This is a genomic window from Actinophytocola glycyrrhizae (assembly GCF_042653545.1).
GTDB lineage: Bacteria > Actinomycetota > Actinomycetes > Mycobacteriales > Pseudonocardiaceae > Actinophytocola > Actinophytocola glycyrrhizae.
In genome coordinates this window covers 1-18,881 of sequence record NZ_JBHSIS010000031.1, presented here as the reverse complement: position 1 = coordinate 18,881, position 18,881 = coordinate 1, and the positions used below count along the sequence as shown (strand labels likewise).

Annotated in this window: 16 protein-coding genes; 11 read left to right on the top strand and 5 right to left on the bottom strand. The window is 65.4% G+C overall.

What is annotated here, in order from left to right; all coding sequences use genetic code 11:
- The first annotated feature begins 148 nt into the window (after positions 1–148).
- The 5 genes from ACFPCV_RS38360 to ACFPCV_RS38340 all read left to right on the top strand — a co-directional run bounded on the left by ACFPCV_RS38360 (position 149) and on the right by ACFPCV_RS38340 (position 7,219).
- A complete protein-coding gene (locus tag ACFPCV_RS38360; RefSeq protein WP_378062425.1) occupies positions 149–1,096 on the top strand; it encodes a helix-turn-helix transcriptional regulator in 948 nt (315 codons plus the stop codon).
- Between the two features lie 1,307 nt (positions 1,097–2,403).
- Positions 2,404–3,984: an AMP-binding protein gene (locus tag ACFPCV_RS38355; RefSeq protein ID WP_378062423.1), complete on the top strand. Its 1,581-nt coding sequence runs from the start codon at positions 2,404–2,406 to the stop codon at positions 3,982–3,984.
- Between the two features lie 3 nt (positions 3,985–3,987).
- Entirely contained in the window at positions 3,988–5,238 is a 1,251-nt protein-coding gene (locus ACFPCV_RS38350; RefSeq protein WP_378062421.1) for an MFS transporter, read from the top strand.
- A 500-nt stretch (positions 5,239–5,738) separates the two neighbouring features.
- The gene (locus ACFPCV_RS38345) at positions 5,739–6,548 is read left to right on the top strand and encodes a DUF2637 domain-containing protein (RefSeq protein WP_378062419.1); all 810 of its coding nucleotides are present in this window, start codon (positions 5,739–5,741) and stop codon (positions 6,546–6,548) included.
- Positions 6,545–7,219 (top strand): hypothetical protein, encoded by a 675-nt coding sequence (locus tag ACFPCV_RS38340; protein ID WP_378062417.1) that lies wholly within the window; start codon positions 6,545–6,547, stop codon positions 7,217–7,219. Before ACFPCV_RS38345 ends, ACFPCV_RS38340 begins: the two co-directional genes overlap by 4 nt.
- 33 nt (positions 7,220–7,252) lie before the next feature.
- On the opposite strand, the gene ACFPCV_RS38335 is transcribed toward ACFPCV_RS38340, so the two are convergent.
- The 5 genes from ACFPCV_RS38335 to ACFPCV_RS38315 all read right to left on the bottom strand — a co-directional run bounded on the left by ACFPCV_RS38335 (position 7,253) and on the right by ACFPCV_RS38315 (position 10,698).
- On the bottom strand, positions 7,253–7,882 hold the full coding sequence (locus ACFPCV_RS38335; protein WP_378062415.1) for a hypothetical protein: 630 nt from the start codon (positions 7,880–7,882) through the stop codon (positions 7,253–7,255).
- Positions 7,883–8,050: 168 nt separating this feature from the next.
- The gene (locus ACFPCV_RS38330; protein WP_378062413.1) at positions 8,051–8,593 is read right to left on the bottom strand and encodes a hypothetical protein; all 543 of its coding nucleotides are present in this window, start codon (positions 8,591–8,593) and stop codon (positions 8,051–8,053) included.
- 462 nt (positions 8,594–9,055) lie between these two features.
- Positions 9,056–9,424, bottom strand: a complete 369-nt coding sequence (locus tag ACFPCV_RS38325) for an OST-HTH/LOTUS domain-containing protein (protein ID WP_378062412.1) — start codon at positions 9,422–9,424, stop codon at positions 9,056–9,058.
- 33 nt (positions 9,425–9,457) lie between these two features.
- Positions 9,458–10,254 (bottom strand): IS5 family transposase gene (locus ACFPCV_RS38320; RefSeq protein WP_378062471.1). Its coding sequence is split into 2 segments (ribosomal slippage): positions 9,458–9,918 and positions 9,918–10,254, totalling 798 coding nucleotides; the frame shifts between segments, so codons are not numbered across the junction.
- A gap of 84 nt (positions 10,255–10,338) precedes the next feature.
- Positions 10,339–10,698, bottom strand: a complete 360-nt coding sequence (locus tag ACFPCV_RS38315) for an NYN domain-containing protein (RefSeq protein ID WP_378062411.1) — start codon at positions 10,696–10,698, stop codon at positions 10,339–10,341.
- Between the two features lie 1,531 nt (positions 10,699–12,229).
- Here ACFPCV_RS38315 and ACFPCV_RS38310 point away from each other — a divergent pair.
- From ACFPCV_RS38310 to ACFPCV_RS38285, 6 genes are all read left to right on the top strand, one after another.
- Positions 12,230–12,649, top strand: a complete 420-nt coding sequence (locus ACFPCV_RS38310; RefSeq protein WP_378062410.1) for a hypothetical protein — start codon at positions 12,230–12,232, stop codon at positions 12,647–12,649.
- A 485-nt stretch (positions 12,650–13,134) separates the two neighbouring features.
- On the top strand, positions 13,135–13,362 hold the full coding sequence (locus tag ACFPCV_RS38305; protein ID WP_378062409.1) for a hypothetical protein: 228 nt from the start codon (positions 13,135–13,137) through the stop codon (positions 13,360–13,362).
- Positions 13,352–13,924 (top strand): RNA polymerase sigma factor, encoded by a 573-nt coding sequence (locus tag ACFPCV_RS38300; protein ID WP_378062408.1) that lies wholly within the window; start codon positions 13,352–13,354, stop codon positions 13,922–13,924. Before ACFPCV_RS38305 ends, ACFPCV_RS38300 begins: the two co-directional genes overlap by 11 nt.
- Complete coding sequence (locus ACFPCV_RS38295; RefSeq protein WP_378062406.1) at positions 13,921–15,153, top strand: hypothetical protein; 1,233 nt, start codon at positions 13,921–13,923, stop codon at positions 15,151–15,153. The genes ACFPCV_RS38300 and ACFPCV_RS38295 overlap by 4 nt, the downstream gene beginning before the upstream one ends.
- Before the next feature lie 683 nt (positions 15,154–15,836).
- A complete protein-coding gene (locus tag ACFPCV_RS38290; RefSeq protein ID WP_378062405.1) occupies positions 15,837–18,077 on the top strand; it encodes a hypothetical protein in 2,241 nt (746 codons plus the stop codon).
- Between the two features lie 154 nt (positions 18,078–18,231).
- The gene (locus tag ACFPCV_RS38285; protein ID WP_378062403.1) at positions 18,232–18,855 is read left to right on the top strand and encodes an AAA family ATPase; all 624 of its coding nucleotides are present in this window, start codon (positions 18,232–18,234) and stop codon (positions 18,853–18,855) included.
- The last annotated feature ends 26 nt before the right edge of the window (positions 18,856–18,881 follow it).

The window sequence follows — 18,881 nt, the reverse complement described above, 5'->3', positions numbered from 1 at the left end:
AAGGTGCCCGAAGACAGCGTCGGCACACCCCAGATGGGCCGGGGACCGACCCGGTCGTGGGTAGCGGGACTCGTCGGGGAGGTCATGTCGCCATCTTGCCGACCAAACCGGTCACCCCATGACCGGTTTATGTGAAAGTGTTGTCGGGGTGCGAATCGACCGGCTGGTGGCCATCCTCCTCTTGCTGCAACAGCGCGAGCAGGTCACAGCAGCAGAGGTCGCCCGAGAGCTGGAGGTCTCCGAGCGCACCGCCCGCCGCGACCTCGACGCCCTGGCCATGGCCGGGGTGCCCGTGTACTCCATGCAGGGCCGAGGCGGCGGCTGGCGCCTCGTGGGCGGCGCCCGCACCGACCTGTCCGGGTTGACCGTGCGTGAGGCCCGCGCCCTGTTCCTGGTTGCCGGTCAGGCCTCGGCCGCGACGCCGACCGTGAAAGCAGCTCTGCGCAAGCTCGTCCATGCCCTGCCGGAGCCCTTCCGGGCGCAGGCCGAGGCAGCAGCGTCGTCGTTGGTCACGGACCCACAACGATGGGGGTCGAGTCGGGTCGAGCCCCGACCACCTCGCTTCCTCGACGAACTCCAGGACGCGGTGATCCGCGGCGTCCAGGTGCGACTCGGCTACGTCGACCGCGCAGGCACCGAAACCGAGAGAACCGTCCACCCGCTGGGCATCGTCGCCAAAGGTCCGTCGTGGTACCTCGTCTCCAACACCGAAACCGGCCGGCGAACATTCCGGATCGACCGCGTGTCGTCCGCCGACCCGACCGACGAGCCCGTGCACCGACCCGAGGACTTCGACCTCGCCGAGAGCTGGCGCGAGATCGCCGACGAGGTCGACCGCAAGCGAACGCCCCTCGAGATCCAGGCGGTATGCGCGCCCCACGGGATGGCCCTGCTCCGGATGGCGTTCGGCGGTCGGCTCGAGGTGGGAGGCGCCACGACCGACGGCCGCATCGAGGTCGTGATCCGCGGCCGCGACGAGTACGTGCTCGCCGGCGAGCTTGCCGGGCTGGTCGAATGGATCGAGGTGACCGGCCCTCCGGGGGTGCGAGACCACCTGGCCTCGATCGGCAACGCGCTCGTCGAGCGATACGGCTGAGACCGCCCCACAGTTCCTGGAGCACCCCGACCATCCGGGCCCGTGCCGGCGGCTTCACCGATCAGAAATCCTCCGTCACGTCGTCAGTTCTGGTAGCCCCCTCGCACCGGTGGAAGGACTGATGAACGTGACCGACGCCAGACCGCTGGGTGCCGGCCAGGCCACGTTCATCGCGGCGGTCCGCTCGGCCGATACGGCGCGGTTCGCGCTCGTCACGGAGCGCCACCGGCGTGCGCTGCACGGGCCCAGCAGCTCGTCTAGGGCGGTCGGTGAAGCCGGTGCTGCGTAGACGCCCCTTATGGTCGCGGGCACCGAGCAGGCAGCCCGCCGACCCGGCCCGGGGGGCGTATGGGGGGCGATCACCGGATGCGGAATGATCATCTTCTGACGCGTTGCCGCAGGTTGAATGGCCAGGTCAGGCGTGGTTGTGGCGGTGCCCCTGGTGCGACTCGAGCGCACACTGGACGTTGAACAGTGGATCGACTCTTGGGGAAGAGCGATGTCTGTCAATAGTGAGCAGGTGCAGGAGGCGCGAGACGCGGTGCGAGAGATGGACTCGGTAGAACGTCGCGCCGTGAACAGCGAACGCGAAGCGTAGGCGCGCACGGCGACATACGGTTCGCGTCCCTCCGTCAGTGAGCGGTGGTCGGCGCCCAGTCACGCACCCTGAACCAGGTGTAGACCGGCCTCTGCAGAGAGGGCCTTGCCCCTGCGACGCGGGGTCCGGTGCCGCGGACCAACTCCGGCCCGACAAGCCCGACCGGCACGCGATCGGTAAGAGCATCGATGCCCTGCTGACCGCGGCGATGGCCGTCACCTGCTGACGCGAGCTGGCGGCCAAGCCGTGCCGCGCCTCGGCTTCGCCGCGCCGGCGACGAGCACCGTCGAGGTTGACCGCGGCCAGCAGCCCCGTGGCGATCAGAGATCGCGACCGCCATTCTCGGGTTGTTCATTCGGTGGAACCTCTAGGAAAGCCTTGAGCACGCCCGGTGGCGGCAGCACCGGTTGTGGGCCCGGAACGTAGCCACCGCGCCGATTCGAGGTCAATCCTGCTCGCGAACGGCACCAGAGTATTCGTATGACCAGAGCAGTCATTCCAACCCATTCGCACTACGCGGAAACCCAGCGCGTTTCACCGGTGGCATGCAGCTACCCCGGACCGGCCACGCACCGTGTTCGTCGTCTGACTTCATTGCCCGCAAGGGCAATCGATCCTGGCAATGCCGCCTTCCCGGCAGGTACTCTCTCGTCCCGATCGAGAGCTCGTCACAACGCGTGATTTCGCCGAATGGACCAGCGGGGTGGGCATGGGTATCGTGACCGAACGGACGTCGACGTATGTGACGAGGGCGCTGGAACTGTTCGCCGATTACGGTGACCGCGAGGCGCTCGTCCAGCACGACCGGCGTCTTTCGTATAACGAACTGCGCACCCTGGTGCTCCGAATGGCTGCCACTCTGCGGGCATCCGGCGTCCGGCCGGGCGCGAACGTCCTGATAATGGTCGCGCACCCGCTCGAAGGCCCAATTCTGCAACTCGCCGTCCACGTGCTCGGCTGCCGATCGTTCTGGGTCGCGCCGGTCACCGCGCGTCGCGAGATCCTCGACTACGTGGCGCGGTGCGACGCCGACGCCTTCATCTACGACCCCCGCACACAGGGCGAGTTCGCCGCCGAGATCGGTGACTCCCTCGCGGTGCCAGTGTTCTGCCTCGGTCCCGGCGGCCACGGCCCCGACCTGCTCGTAGAACAGGAGAGCGCCGCCCCCGCGGACCCCGCCGACCTGATCTCGGCCGACCACGAGCCGGAGGCCGTCTTCCAGACCAGCGGCACCACCGGCACACCGAAGCTGGTGCACCTGCGCCACTCGTTCTTCCAGGGACTGCTCGCGATCTCCGAGAAGCAGTTCGTCGCCGCGGGCGCGCCCGTGCTGCGCCACGTGTCCAGCTCGCCGATGTGGCTGGTCAGCGGGCAGGGCACGGCGTTCATCAACCTGTTCACCGGTGGCGTGTTGTTCCTCGAGGACGCGTGGACCCCGGGGAAGTTCCTCGCGGCCGTCGAACGCGAGCGGATCAACTCCACCTTCATGTCACCGCCGATGCTCTACGAGGTGCTGGACCACCCGGCGGCCCGGACGACCGACATGAGCGGGATGTTCACGTTCAACGTCGGTGCCGGCCCGGCCGCCCCGTCGCGGCTGCGGCAGGCGATCGACCTGTGGGGGCCGGTGATCCGCATCGTCTACGGCCTGTCCGAGTCGGTAGTGATCACCGCGCTGCCGGGGCTGACCGACGATCCCGAGCACCCGAGGCGGATCCGGTCGGCCGGCACCCTGTACGCCGACGCGCGGCTGGAGATCCGCGACGAGGACGGCAGGCCGGTACCGACCGGTGTGGACGGTGAGATCTGGACCACAGGCAGGCTGACCTTCGCCGGGTACTGGGGCCAGCCGGAGCTGACCGCCGAGACGATCGTCGACGGCTGGGTGCGCACCCGCGACATCGGACACCTCGACTCCGACGGCTTCCTGTACATCGTGGACCGCGCCACCGACATGATCATCACGCACCGCCGGTCCTGGAACATCTACTCCCGCCCGATCGAGGACGTGCTCGCCGCGCACCCGCAGGTGCGGGCAGCCGCGGTGATCGGGGTGCCCGACCCGGCGATCGGCGAGGTGGTACACGCCTACGTCGTGCCGGTCGACGGCGCGACGGTGACCGGCGACGAACTGTCGGCGATGGTCGCCGAGGAACTCAACGACATGTGGCAGCCGCGCACGGTCGAGTTCGTCGACGCGCTGCCGCTGACCAGGGCGAACAAGATCGACAAGAAGGCGTTGCGGGCGTGGTACGCCGCCGCGCACCCGCCGGTCGGGATCGGCGGTTAGCCCGTGGGCGCGCGGGGGCGGTTCGTCGCGCTGTTCGCCGCCGACGTGGTGTCGGCGCTCGGCACCAGGGTGTCGATGGTGGCGATCCCGTGGCTGGTGCTGGTCACCACCGGCAGCGCGACGAAGATGGGTCTCGTCGCGGCCGCGGAGATGCTGCCCTACGTCCTGTCGGGGGTGCTGGCCGCACCCCTCGCGGACCGCTTCGGGGTCCGCCGCACGACGATCGTCACCGACACCGCCAGCGCCCTCGCCATGGCGGGCATCGCCGCCGCACCACAGCTCGGGTTCGGCTCGCTGCTCGTGCTCGTCGCGGTCGCCGGTGCGACCAGGGGCCTCGGCGACCGGGTGAAGCACGTGATGCTGCGCCCGCTCGCCGAGGAGGCCGGGATCGCGCTCATCCGCGTGACCTCGGCCTACGAGGGGTTCGCCCGCACCGCGATGCTGCTGGGCAGCGCCGGCGGCGGGCTGCTCATCGCCTGGGCCGGCCCGCTCGGCGCCATCTGGGTGGACGCCGCGTCGTTCGCGTTGTGCGCGCTCGTCGTCGCGGTGCTGGTGCGGTTGCCGGAGGACGCGTTCACCCGGCAGACCCCGGACACCAGGGAGCCGTACCTCGTCGCGCTGCGGGGTGGGTTCCGCGTCCTGTGGCGGGACGACCTGCTGCCCGGGATGATCGCGATGCTGTTCGTGATCAACATGTTCAACCAGGCCGGTATCGCCGTGTTCGTCCCGCTGTGGGTCGAGGAGGTACTGCACACGCCGGAGGCGCTGGGGCTCGTGCTCGGCGCGTTCGCGGCCGGTGCGGTGCTGGGCAGCGTCGTGTTCACCGCGATCGCGCCGAAAGTGCCCATGTACCGGACCTTCATGCTCGGCGCGCTGCTCGCCTGCGCGCCGCGGCTGCTGGTCCTCGGCCTCACCCACGACGTGGTGCTCGTCTGCGTCGTCTCGTTCCTGTCCGGTCTCGCGCTGGCCGCGGTCAACCCGGTGCTCGGCGCGATGCTCTACGAACGGGTGCCGCCCGAGCTGCAGACCAGGGCGTTCGGTGTGTGCACGGCGATCACCTTCGTGGGCATCCCGATCGGTGCCGTGCTCGCGGGTCTCACCGTGAGCGGTCTCGGGACCGACACCGGGATCCTCGTGGCCGGCGTGGTGTGCGTGGTCGCCACCGGCACGCCGTGGCTCTGGTCGCGGCGCCGTCGCACCGTGCCCGCCACCACGACGCCACCACCGGTGGCCGAGGTCGGCGAGGCCCGGTGACGGTGTCCGTGTCAGTTCGGCCACGCCGGAAAGCGGCCGAGGAACCCGAGCATCCGGTCGGCCACCGGCGCGTCCCCGGGGACCTCGACCCGGTGGCCGAAGACGGCGTCCGGGCCCCAGATGGCGGACGAGTCCCCGTGGCCAGGCCGCCCCGATCCGCAGCACGGCGGCGCAGTCCTCCTCGTCGAGGCGCGGGTCGACGCCGATCGACACGGCGTCGCGGGCTTGATCAGGACCGGCACCCTTCACGGACCCAAAACGGGGGGCGTATGGGGGCGATCACCCGGGTTCCGCCAGTTCCAGTCGGACGGACCCGGACTCGGCATGATCATTTTTCAGGGCGTCATCGCAGGTCGAACCCGCTGGTCAGGGATGGTTTGCGGTGGTGCCCCCGGCGCGATTCGAACTGCATCCACACGCAACCGTACCCGACGTGAGCTGCTGGTTTCCGCCACGGTGGAGATCCCACGTCGCCGTCGCGGCCAGGGCGGTGACGTCCGATGACCGCGATGACCGAGTCGGCTGGGTTACGCGAGCAGGTGTCTGCCGAGGAGTGGGTGCGGCGTGTGTGCACCTTGCTGGTTGCTGGTGTGGCGGCGTACGCGTCGTATCAGCACCAGCGTGACTACGCCCGAGTCGGTGGTTCCGATTCGCTTGGCGCGGCGTTGTGGCCGTTGTCGGTGGATGGTCTGCTGGTGCTGGCCACGGTCGGGGTGCTCAAGGCTGAGCAGCTCAGTCGCCGGGGGCGGGTTGCGGTGTGGGTGTCGTTCTGGCTGGGCATCTCGGTGTCGCTGGTCGCTAACATCTCCGCGGCCCCGTCGTTGACCCTGCAGCCGATCTTGGTGGCGGGTTGGCCGCCGGTGGCGCTGCTGCTGGCCGTCGAGCTGCTGGCCCACGGTCCCAACTCTCGCCAGCACACCGAGACCGCGCAGGCCACATCGATCACCGAGCAAGCCGCACCCGAGACTGACCAGACCGCGACTGCGGCTGGAACGACCATTCCGACGCCGGTTCGAGACCACGAGGGCGTCGTCGAGACCAGTGGTGCGAGTGGTGGCGAGACCGCGAATGTGATCACTCTCGCTGGAGTCTCACCGCACGACGCGTCGACGGCCGAGCCAACTGCCCAGGAGATCATGTGGTCGCACTTCCAGCGTGAGCAGGCCGACGGGCGGACTCCGACCGGCGCTGAGTTGGACCGGGTGGCGGGCACCAACAACTATGGCCGCACCGTGCTGCGGCAGTGGCGTAGCGAGGGCCGCATCCCGCCCGCCGACCAACAGCAGCGGGTGCGAGGGGGTGTGGGATGACCGCCCAGCTCCCGCCGGTCCCGCCTGGTCCGGCCGACACCACCCATCCACGGCGGGCGTTGGCCCGGCTGGCGTTGTCCTTCGCCTACCGGGAGGCCGCCGAGTTCGCTGCAGGGGGAGTGCCGACCGTGAGCGACGAGTTCGGCGACGCCTACGACTACGTCGACCACGCCGCACGCCTAGTCTCCATGGTCCAGGACGTCCTGAACCGGGCGGTGGTCTACGCCCGCGAGCGAGGCGGCCGGTGGGACGACATCGCCGAAGCCGTGAACCTCACCGCCGACCAGGCCCGCGACCAGTACACCCCTGTGATCGGCGATTGGGAGGACGCCCTCAACCGGCCGTGGGAACGTACCGGCCGGTTCCTGTCCAGCCGGATGCCAGACGGCACCACCGAGCCCGACGAGACCGCAGCCGACCTCGATCAATGGTGCCTACGGCACCTGGAGGACAACAGCGGTGCCCGGCACAACGCCCGCCACGGGGGCATCGACGACCGCATGGTCTCGGCCAACCTGCCCGAGCACACCCCGGTCACCGAGATGACCAGCCTGTCCCGCACTGCGGCCTACCTCGTCGAGCGTGGCGACAAGACGACACAGGCCGAGCGAGATGCATACGAGACCCGCAAGAGGATCTTGAGGGCCAGGCTCGATCAGGTCGGGACATAGGGTTCCGCTGCGCTGTATGACAGAAGGGGCTCGTCAGATGACGAGCCCCTTCCTTGTGCTCAGGGACGTGATGAACTTGTCGACGTTGTCCAGCGCGCTGGTCGAGAGGCCGTGAGCGGCGAGAGCGCTGGAGATGTCCTGGTCAAGGAGTCCTTGGTCAGCGATCTCACCCAGGATTCGGCGGGCATCTCGTCGTCCGGGTTTGTCGTGATAGCCGTTGTTCCCAGCCCAGACCAACCTGTCGAGGTGATCAGCAAGAGCCGGATGCGGCACAGTCGTCTGCCCGGTGCTGAGATTGAGTGCGTGGACCTGACCGGCCCACCCCAGCACTGGCGGGACGAGTTCCCATACGCAGATCGCGGAGAGCGCCATGCCTTGCGCGACCTTCAACAACCTCCGGGTGGGCCGATACACCAGCACCGGCCCGCGGGTTGCTGGTCCGCCGTTGCGGGCGCTGAAGTAGGTGCTGCCCCGCTGGTAGGGGCCGATAGCGCTGATCTCGTCGTCGACGCCGAAGGTATCGGTCAGAAGTACGGACCGGGCCCCGGTGCGCCGCTCTTGCTGTCGAACCCAGCGCGTTACCGCGTCTACGCCGGCCTGGTGTTCTTCAGGTGAGTTGGGGCAAGGCAGCCATGAGGCGGCCTCGAACTGTAGTGCGGACATGTCAACCTCGTCTGCTGCAATCGTCGCCTCGACCCACCGTGAGTCTGCCTGGCGCAGGTGCTGAGAAGCGCCGACACGCCGACACGCCGACACAAGATCCTGGCTGAATAGGACCTTTCGGTTCGGCCGATTCTTCGTACGTGTCGACGCCTGTGCTGGAGCCGGGCTTCAGGACATCCAGTCGTCCGGCAGCGCCTCCTTGAGGCGTTGCTTGGTGAGGTTGTTGACGCACTCACCGGTCAATGGGTGCAGGCAGTGTTTCGCTACTTCGCGGTGATCTTCAGGCGCGGGGCAGATCATCACCGCCAAGATCCGGATAGCTCGAAGAGGCTCTTCGACGCTCGGGAGCACGGCAGCCACGAACGGGATCTTCTGGATCAGCTTCCACGCATGATGCACGGCGATCTTGACGTGGAGATCATCGATCGCGGAGCGTTGGCCGTGTGCTTCCCGGGCGGCGATGATCGCCGACGTCACACGGTCGGGAATCTTGTCCAGTTGCTTCTGGCACTCTTCGAGCATGTGAGCGAGTGCCGCGAGCAGGTCACACCAGAAGTGATCCGCCAGAGCACGGCGCCTGTCATCTCGATGGGCATCGTCAAAGGACCGATCGAGTTCGGCAACGACTTCCTTGTCGAGCATGCTTGCGATGCCCGCGATCTGGTCGGTGACCGTGGGATGCAGCGCGATCCAGTCCACAAGATCGACCAACGCGGAGTCGGTAGCCGCTTCCTGTGCCTTCTTTGTCGGCCTCGTACGACGTCGTTTCGGAGGTGGCTTGGTGGAGGTATTCCACGCTTTGTCGACGTTGTCTCTGAAGCTCTCGCGTCGGGTTCCGCTGGACTCCCTCGCCATCTCGACGCAGCCCACCCAGCGATGCCGTGCACCGGCGCACCCTGCGCAATGGCACACGTGGTTCTTCGCGGTTGCGCAACTCCCCGTATGCCGACCCAAAGGTGCTCCTCCCCCAAGTCCGTCTCCTGGGATCGGCTTGATGCCAATCGCGGAGGCGGCGACACCGTCGCCTCAAGCATCGACTGGATCTTCATGACGTTCTACCGCCACATCGGTGAACAAAAGATCACGCGGACGTATTAACGATACGTCAGAAGTGATTACTGACGGCTCGACTCTGTGTGGATGTTTCACTCACCTGGCGGTGTGGGGCAATCATTATTGGGGTTTCTTGCGTTGGTGTTGCATGTCGCGGACAAACAGGACGCCGGGTTTGCCGTCGCCGGGACTGCGGCTCTCGCTGTCGAACAAGGTGGTCGCAGTGATCAGGTCGCTGAGTTTGGCGTAGCCGTAGGTACGCGAGTCGAACTCGGGGCGCTGTTTGGTGGTGATGTGGCCGACCGAGGCGAGGGTGCCCAGCCATCGTCGCCGGAGGCTGCTTCGAGCGCGTTTCGTAGCAGGCTGACCAGGGCGGCGTCGCTCTTGAGTTGGGCCGCTGGTGTGGCTGGTTTCCGGGAGGGCGCCGTGTCGGCCGGGGCGGGAGTGTTGGTGTAGCTGAGGTTGTCGAGGTAGATGAACTTGTCGCATGCCGCCACGAACGGCTTTGGAGTCTTAGAGTTCCTAACAGAGTCGGGTGACGTGTCGCCAGGTGATGATGCAGGTGGCGAGGCCGAGGAAGGCTTCGTGGATGTCGTCGCGGCGTTCCCAACGGATGCGTAGGCGTTTCATCCCGTGATACCAGGCGATGGTGCGTTCGACCACCCATCTGTGTTTGCCCAGGCCGGAGCCGTGGGGTTGGCCCCGTTGGGCGAGGCGTGGTCGGATGCCTTTGGCCCGCAACATGTTGAGGTACTTGGTGTGGCCGTAGGCGCGGTCGCCATACAGCTCGTCCGGTCGCCGTCGCGGCCGGCCTCGGCGGCCGCGCACCGGCGGTATCGCCTCGACCAGCGTTTCGAGTTCGGTGACGTCGTTGCGGTTGCCGCCGGTCAGCGACACCGCCAGCGGGATACCGGCGCCCTCGGTCAGGACGTGGTGCTTCGAGCCCGGGCGGGCGCGGTCAACCGGGCTCGGACCACTTTTGGGCCACGCCTCGCAGCCCGAACATGCGAGGAGTCGATGGCCGCGCGGGACCAGTCCAACTTCCCGGCGCCGTGCAACTCGGCCAGCAACACCTCGTGCAGTTTCTGCCACACCCCAGCCCGGTTCCACTCTTCCAGGCGCCGCCAGCAGGTCATGCCCGACCCGAACCCCAGTTCTTGGGGCAGGAACTCCCACTGGATCCCGGTATGGAGCACGAACAAGATCCCGCACAACACCTGCCGGTCCGGGATCCTCTTCCGACCCGGATACCGCGGGTTCCGTAGCACGGGCTTGGGCAGCAACGGTTCGATGCGCTGCCACAACCCGTCCGGCACGATCCACGGTGGCTGCTCACCACGCCTCACGGCCGAACATCATAGATCAACATACACGCCAGACAGAAGACCCGAAGATCAACTTTGTTAGGAACTCTTACGTTCGCCGAAGCCGTAGACGGTGAGTCCGGATTCGCGGATGCGGGCCGCCAGCCTTGTGAAGTCGCTGTCGCTGGATACCAGCCAGAACCCGTCGAAACGATCGGTGTACAGCAGGTCCATGGCGTCGATGACCATGGCGGAGTCGGTGGCGTTCTTGCCGCTGGTGTAGGCGAACTGCTGGATAGGCTGGATGGGCTGTGCGAGCAGATGATCTTTCCAGCGCCTGAGAGCCACGCTGGTCCAGTCGCCGTAGGCGCGCTTGACATGGGCGGCGCCGTACGTGGCGACCTCGGCCAACAGTCGTTCGCTAATCGTGGGAGGCGCGTTGTCGGCGTCGATGAGCACCGCCAGTTTGGCTGTGTTTTCTTTTCCTTATTCAAGGGACCTGTCCTCTGTTAGTGGCAGCAACGTCTGTTCGACTCGAACATGTTTCTCGCTGACTGTGTCAGCTGTGCCTGCGGAAATTTTCGCACCGACCCTGTCAGGTGCCACCAGTGCCCACTCTCGTGTGTTCCTTCCCTTCGTGTCAGGATGTTGACCTGTCGCGAGGAGGTAGCCCCCGCATGGCCCATGAACACGTTGGCCTGGAACCCCATGTGTCGCAGACTGCCGGAGCCGTTCCCGCGGCCAAGGCGCGGCGGCTTCCGGGGAAGGCTCGACCGAGAGAAGAGGTACTTCGGGAATATCAGGAAGCGAACGCCAAACGGCGCGCAAAGTTCCCGGAATTCCTCTGGCGGTTCTGGGCGTCGGCCCCAGAGGAGTTCTTTCGGTGGCGAGTCCAGCTCGACTGTGACTGTGTCACAGAGGTGATGATCTCCGGCGATGATCGCCTGCCTGCGGAAGTCCAATGGTTGGACCTGGGGCATACGGCCAAATTGCCGGTTGGTCAGCTGCGCTGCTCACATGAGGACGCACCCGAAGCTCCTTATCGGGAGATTTCCGAGTGGGGAACTCGTCGAGAAATTACGTTACCGGCTGACCCAGTGGAACCGAGACATGGAATGGACCCAGAGATATGGGCGGCGCTCCGTCATGATGAGCCGCATGCCGATGCATTCTGGACAGTGACATTGTCGTGCGGGCATGTCACTGATCTTGTCTGGACTGAATCGGCTTGGAAGCCACAAGACGGCCCCGCCACGGTAAGCGCTGAACGACAACGCGAGATGACGGACGACTATGAGGAGTACTGGGCGGCCAACCCCGATGTGTGGAAGGAACGCGACCGTCAACACGCGAGGCGAATGCTCGCGCAAGGATGGCCGCTACCTCAACCGGAACGGCTCTGTTACACCTGCCCGAGAGTACGATCGATCGTGGCCTACCAGCGCATCGGCTGGCTCGTCCCTCGCGCGGCAACACCGAAGGAACCCAGGCAACCGAAGCGGCCGTCTCGTCAAACCCTGAAACGACGCCTCCGTCAGGCACAAGGACAAGTCGATACCTTGCGCGAACAGCTGTCTGAACTCGAAAACAAGAAGTAAGTAGAGGTTGACATGGATCGGCCGACACAAAAAGACACCGCTGCGTCGTCAGGGTCCGATGACATTGGTTCGGACGGGACTCCATCGAGAAAGTACTGGCTGAACTTGCCGTCGCCGCAGAGGAAGTCATCGCCGAGGCAGAGGCCGCCGACGCTCGAATGGACGCACTGTCGGATGCCGCAGAGGCCATGCTTGAGCAACGCATAGCCGACGGACGTACACGAGGTCTGCCAGACCCGCAGTACGCGCTGATTAGCTTGCGGGACACGTTCGCCGTCGACGTCGCTCGGGCACATCGCACAGCGGCCCGGGAGTTTGCCGCGTGGTGGGCTGACGTAGCAACCCTGGCAGTAGTCGCTGCGCTCACCGGCCGGCGCGTTCACCCCGCTCGCGTGGCGGCGGCCGATCCGACAGCCTGGTTCGACGAGGACGACCTGCAACACCTCCCTGACATTGCTGAAGCTGACCGCGCCCTGACCCGGTTGGCTGCCAACATGGCGACCACGTCAGTGGGTGGGTTCTCTGACCGCGACATGGCCACGTTGGCGGCAGAAAATGCCTCGCGTGTCGGTTTGCAGCTCCGTTATGGCGACGATGAGCGGGTTGTGGTGAAGCAGGATGCGACGCCGGAAGGTCGTCGGCGCCGCCTGTGGGGTGACGCCTGGATCGAGGATGGTGTGCCCGGTCTGCCTACCGCGGATGAGCTGGCCAGTCTGCTATCAAGTCGAGGGGTGCCGGCATCCACCACCGATGCGGTGGCCGAGGCGACGCGCGGTCGAAGGCGCCGTCGCGGCGCTGCACCAGGCGAATGAACTCGAGGACTCTGACTCCGACGATGAGGAGGCCATCGAAGCCTTGATGAACCAGGCGCTACAGCTCACCAACCTCCTCCGCCACTACGCCCGAACCCTCACCAACGCGCTCCCCACCTTGAAGAGCGCCGACCAACCGTATGCCCGCTGACCGGCGGGACAGGGCGATGGCCGAGGTGATCGAGCCGCCAAAGTCCACCTTGGGGTTAAGTGCCTGGTTACAGGCGCACTGCACGTGACCTCGTACCAGCAGGCTGATAGGCCGCCCAATATCACAGCAGTCATCGGCCGTGTTTCACACAAAAGTGTTATTGACAGGCTCGGATTAGATCCTGATGGGTTCTGCTCGCATTCTCTGTAGCACAGGGCACGATGTGGACATCGGTACGTAGGGTCTGCCTGGTCAGAATCCTTGGTGCGTCGTAAATTTCATGGAACTGGAGTTCGAAGTTCACGCTGGACGACTGCGAAGACTCTTAGTGTGTATGGATGTTGTTGACGCTGTTCTGGTGTGCATAGCGCTCCGGCTTGTGGTTGGCCTGCTGGTGTGGTGGTTTCGGGCACGCTGGCAGGTTCGTACTGAGCAGCACCGCAGCCAGACGGTGATGCAGCTCGCGGCTCACTTGCAACGGACCGGTGGCCGACTACTGGAGCGGCGTGGCGACGGTTCGGTGCTCGATTTGACGGTAGTCAGGTTCCGTGATGATCGGTGATTCGTCAGAGTCCGAGCCGCCGGTACAGGCGCCACCGTTGGGGGAGGATCGTCTCGGTGCGCCCGAGTGTGAGTACGACGTTGCGTTCGCCGAGTTCTACTCGCAGTTCATGCCATCGCTGGTGCGTTTCTTGTGTTGGCAAGGCGCCCCGGTTGCCGACGCGACCGACATCGCGCAGGAGACGATGTTCCAGCTGTATCGGCACTGGTCCTCGGTTCGGGAACCCGCCGCATGGGCCCGTCAAGTGGCTTCTCGCCGCTGGGGTCGCCACATCGCGGACGGCCCACGTGAGCAGCTCGTTGACGACGCTGCTCTCCAGCGGGGAAGCGCATCGAGCCTGCTGACGAGCAGCGACATCCGTGCCATCGAGCAACGCTATGACGTGCTGCGCTTGCTCGACAAGCTGCCGCCCCGGCAACGGCAAGTCCTCGCCTGGACCTACGAGGGTTACACACCCACAGAGATCGCCGAAGAACTGCAGCTCACTCCCGAGGCTGTGCGCGCCAACCTCTACAAGGCGCGCCGAGCCGTCGTGGCCCACATGCGGGCGGAGGAGCGATGACAACCACGTCCGAACCCAACGATCCCCTCTACATGGTTGACGAGGCTCTGGTTGATGGCTGGCTCGCTGACCAGCACCGCGACATGGGAGCCAACCTCCTTGCCGCTCTGGAACTCGACGTCGGCCTTCGTGAGATCCAGCTGGCTGGCCAGTATCGAGACATGGGAGCCGACCTCGCAAACGGGCTCAAGCTGGCCGCGGGCCTGGCCGCGATCTTGCCTCCTCACAAGCGACATCTGGCACTTCCCTCCCAGTTCGACGACTTCACCGGCCTGCTGAGCTGGCTCTCGGCCGCCCCCATGGTCCGACTGACCCACCGACACCATCTACGCCTGCTCGCCCTCAACACCGAGATCCTCCACCTGACCACCATCAGAAAGATCGACCATGCGGTCGATCGAGCCGCTGACCTCCACTTTCTCCGCGACCGCACTCGTCAACGCGGCCTCATCCACGGCCGCCGTGACCTCGACCGCGCAGTTCACCATGTCCTCGAACTCGTCCACGCGCTTGAGCGCACCCGTGCCGATACGGACGATCTCGTGAAGTGCCTTGACCGCGTCCTCGACCATGTTCTCGACGACGACTTTCTCCGCGTTCTCAATCTCGAACGCAAGCTTGGCCGCGCTCAAGACCGGGTTGGTGTCCACGACCTCGGCCTCGTCCGGGATCAAGCCCGTGACCTGGACCGCGCTCTGGACCTTGCAGACGATATCGGCGCTGTCGAAAGCCTCGTCCGTCTAACCAGCAACCGTGCCCTCGACCGCCTCGATGTCTTCACCGCCGGCCCTGTCCGCGAACTTGTACTAATCCCGGACGAGGTCAAAGCTGTTGCTCGCAACCTCGCTGATGTACAAGACGAGGCTCACGAACTTGCTCAACTGGTATGTGCGAGGTCCGTGCAACTCGAGGTCGAGAACTTGCTGCGCGAAATCAACGAACGGACGCCGATGAACGCGAGCTGGCTGGATTCGAGGACCATCAGTCCCCAACAGACGAATCAGCTGAAACAACTAGCTGCTGACTTTATTGGGGTTGACCTGCGAGAGGCGAGTTTGAGCGGGCTCGATCTAATGGGTGTGAGATGGTCAAGGACAACTCAATGGCCGCAAGCCGATGTGGGATGGATCGTGGCGGCCTCCGAACCAGTCGGAAACGGGATTTACGTCGTCCGGGAATCGTCGGCCGCTGGGGGTGCCATGGTTGTGCCGGATCCAGTCTCGGTGTAGGGCGCCGATTGGAGCCAGGACGGCTCACGCCCCTCCATGATGACACTGATCGTACGATATCCTGTCAGTTGGTCGACCTTGAGACGTCGGCGACGCCGTCGGAAATGCAGCTGGATTGAGTGTGCAGAACGACGGTGCCGGGTACGCCTCAATGATTCGGATGTCGGCCTTTGGGACTAATCGTCGCGAGCCCGTCCAGACGGCCCATCTCGATATCGTCGTCGACGTAGGTGAGGCGAACAGCCAGTCAGTCTTTACTGGTCGAGGTGACCGCCCGGCTTTGCCGTTGGAGGTGAGACGACGGAGCCCTCGGAACGATGAAGGAGGTTCCGCGAACACCGTCCTGGGCCAGGACTTCTACGCTGCTTTGGGGCTCGTCGACGTGACCGTCGGCCAACGGAACGCAGGCAACCTCACGTGGGCTCTCGGCGAGATGCCGGTGCTGGTAGTGCTCATGGCTGCCGGTCCAATGGGCCCGCGCAGACGAACGTGTCGCCTCCGGGCCGACGGCGAGCCAGACCTGACCGCCTACAACGACGTGCTCGCCGAACTCGCTGACCCGGTGAGTAGCAGGTTAGGATCTCCAGGAGATCGCGAAAGCGGCTAACGGCGTTCGCGACGTAGACGCGTCAGGCCGGGCGTGTTGAACACCCTCAGGTCCGCTGAACACATAACGTTCGTCCATGGTGGTCGGTGAGTACTTTCCGGACGCGGTTGGGCATTTTCGTGCCGCTGTCAGGTTGAAGGCCGCGTTGGCAGACGAGTGGCAAGCTCTGCTTGATGCTGGTCTCGTGGAGGCGCGGGCTGATGTCGATGACGACGGTGCGGGTCGTCTTGTGGCTGTGGCCCATTGGCCTGAAGGGGCTCGCGAGATCCTCACGGGGTTGTACTCGGATCTCGTCGACGAGTTGTGGGCGTGCCTTGATTCGCTGATCGCTGAGTCGGTGCAGATGTTCTCCGTCCGGCAGCGTCTCCGGGATCCGGAGCGGCCGCGGTTCTTCCCGATGTCGGACTCGCAGGAAGGCTTCGCGGAACTGCTCGAGGAGTCATGTGTGGACGGACTATTGCGGACTCAATACCGGGTTGTGGTTGATGCCCAACCCTTCTGGGGCTCCCACGAGAACCCGAACGTGCGGAGCGTCAGGTCCGCGCTCGCTCGTTTACTGGAGTGGCGGACCGCGCTCGACGACGACGCGAAGGTCGGGGCGTGGGTGACGCCTGTGGAGCCGCAGGTGTCGGTCGACGGGCCGACCGAGGTGCAGAGCGTCGAGTTGGCCGCACCCGGTGAAGTGGTCGACGAGCGCGAGGTGGCCCGGTTTCGGCTCGTAGGCTATGAGTCCGGTGTCGAGGTGATCGGCGGGGCCGGGAGCTTCGTCGATCTCGGGTTTGCTGAGGGATTCGAACCGGCGGATGTTGAGGACACCTTCGAACACCGGACCAACCTCGTCCTTGACGCGGTTGCCCGGCTGGTTGCAATGTTCGCGAACCTGGCTGGTGAGGTTCCTGGAGCGCGACGGTTGCCGACGTCGCCCGAGCACAGCGCGACGTGGACCGACGCGAGCGTGGTGGAGCGGTTCTGGTCTTCGGCGGAACTGCGTGAACTGGCCGAATCCGACTTCGGTGTCGGAGTCGTAATCGATTCCGAACACACCACATTGCTCGTCACCACAGAACAGGGCGTCTTCGGACGGATCATTCCGGCCGCGACTCCGCTGAACCGGTTCTCATCACGCGGCACAGCTGCGGAACGGGCCGCCCAGAACGCCGCCGCGACGTGGGGATTGCCGGACTTCGTGATGGTGCCGATGGTCGAAGCGAAGGGGCGAGGAGTACGGGAGATCAGCGACGGACTCATCGTCGTCGGCGACCAGGGGCTGGTTGTTCAGGTGAAGAGCCGCGACAGCGAGCCCCAAGAGCCGGCCAAGGAAGTCAGGTGGGTGACGAAGAAGATCGCTGAAGCCGGGCGGCAGGTCGACGGGACGGTCCGTCGCGTGGCGAGCAAGGCGACCGCCATGGTCAACGGGCGTGGTCGCACCATCGAGATTGCGGGGCCGGAATTGAACTGGACCGGCGTGGTGATCATTGACCACCCGGAGATCCCCGAGGACCTGCCCGCGCCGGACATGGGAACCAGGACACCCACAGTGGCTCTGACCAGGCGGGACTGGGAGTTCCTGTTTCATCAGCTCCGCTCGTCCCGAGCTGTGATCGACTACCTCGTGCGGGTAGCCGCCACCGGGGCACACCTCGGACACGAGCCCGAGCGGTACTACGAACTGGCCGCGGCGGACGCGAGAGCGGAACCCGGACCGGTGGACCCCACGATCAGCCTGCGGGGAACACGCGTTTCCGCGCCACTGCTACCGGCCGCTCCTGCCGGCAGCGACGATGACGAGGCACACGGCATGGTCCGGATCATGTGCGAGGACATCGCGAACTCCGAGATCGACGCCGCAGAAGAGTCCCACCGCCTCCAGGTCCTGGCTGCGGTCGACCAGCTGCCCGTCACGCAGCGTACCGAACTCGGCCGGCTGCTCCTGAACAACCTGGACATCGCCCGCAACGTCGACGATGACCGCGAGGTGAGGTGGCAGTTCCGGATCTACCAGTTCCCCAGCCCCGCGCCCCAACTCGGGTTCGGCGTCTGCTCCAGACTCGACGAGGCAACCCGAGCCGGCTTCCGAGCCTGGCTGCTGCTACGTCACCACGAACGCGGCACCCACGGCGGGGACCTGGACACGCTCACGTCCGTCGGAGTCCTGCTCACTCCACGCCACGACGGCTACCGCGACTGGGACACCACCATGTACGGGATCACCTGCGATCCCGAACTCACCGAGGACGAACTACAGCAGTACCGAGAACTGTGGAATCGCTCGCCCGAAGCCGATGCAGTCGACGGAAGAGCTTCAGGGGTGGAGTGAGAGGTCTCGTCGCAGCCAGCGATGCTAGATCAAGATCGCATCGCTTCCGATTCTCTGACGTAACGAATGGACGGTGTGCGGCGACTACCTGGGCATTCAGCTCTGTGATGATGTTGGTTCCGTGTCGGCTGGGCGTCGACTTTAGGTGGATGAGGTGCACGTGAAGCTGCGAAAGGTTCGAATCCGCAACTTCCGAAATTTCGACGATGTCACGATTTCCCCGTTTCCGACTCCGGCTGTCATCCTTGGTGAGAACGGTGTAGGCAAGAGCAATCTGCTTCACGCGCTTCGGTTGGTGCTTGATCCTGGATTGCCTGATCGACGTCGTCGGCTGCAGCCTGACGATGTGCACGACGGGGCACCGTCGTTGGCGGAGGGTGTCGATGTGTCCGTTGAAGTCGAGTTGACCGACTTCAACGATGATATCGACGCATGCAGCGAACTCGACGGCGCGATTATCGAGACCGATCCTTACGTGGCACGGTTGACGTACGTGTTTCGGCCCAAGGCAGCACTGGCCGCGGTTCTGGGCACTGCAGATGCGCGGCCTCTTACGCCCGACGACTACGAGTGGACCATCTTCGGTGCCGAGGATCCTGCGAAGTCCATGCTCGCCGCGAAGCAGTACGCTTCGATGTCTGTTCTGCCTGCATTGCGCGACGCTGAAGGCGATCTCGATCGAGCTGACCGTAGCCCGCTGACTCGACTGCTGCGTGAGTTGCCTCCTGCACAGGACAATGAGCCGTTTTCATCCTGGTCTGGATGTGTTGGCAGGTAACGCTTCTGGCTGGTCACAGGTTGGTG

Excerpts from the sequence above, each read along its gene's own strand:
- ACFPCV_RS38305 (WP_378062409.1), top strand. The coding sequence starts at position 13,135 with ATGGATGTTGTTGACGCTGTTCTGGTGTGCATAGCGCTCCGGCTTGTG.
- ACFPCV_RS38355 (WP_378062423.1), top strand. The coding sequence starts at position 2,404 with ATGGGTATCGTGACCGAACGGACGTCGACGTATGTGACGAGGGCGCTG.
- ACFPCV_RS38290 (WP_378062405.1), top strand. The coding sequence starts at position 15,837 with ATGGTGGTCGGTGAGTACTTTCCGGACGCGGTTGGGCATTTTCGTGCC.
- ACFPCV_RS38325 (WP_378062412.1), bottom strand. The coding sequence starts at position 9,424 with ATGCGACAAGTTCATCTACCTCGACAACCTCAGCTACACCAACACTCC.
- ACFPCV_RS38340 (WP_378062417.1), top strand. The coding sequence starts at position 6,545 with ATGACCGCCCAGCTCCCGCCGGTCCCGCCTGGTCCGGCCGACACCACC.
- ACFPCV_RS38335 (WP_378062415.1), bottom strand. The coding sequence starts at position 7,882 with ATGTCCGCACTACAGTTCGAGGCCGCCTCATGGCTGCCTTGCCCCAAC.
- ACFPCV_RS38345 (WP_378062419.1), top strand. The coding sequence starts at position 5,739 with ATGACCGCGATGACCGAGTCGGCTGGGTTACGCGAGCAGGTGTCTGCC.
- ACFPCV_RS38300 (WP_378062408.1), top strand. The coding sequence starts at position 13,352 with ATGATCGGTGATTCGTCAGAGTCCGAGCCGCCGGTACAGGCGCCACCG.
- ACFPCV_RS38295 (WP_378062406.1), top strand. The coding sequence starts at position 13,921 with ATGACAACCACGTCCGAACCCAACGATCCCCTCTACATGGTTGACGAG.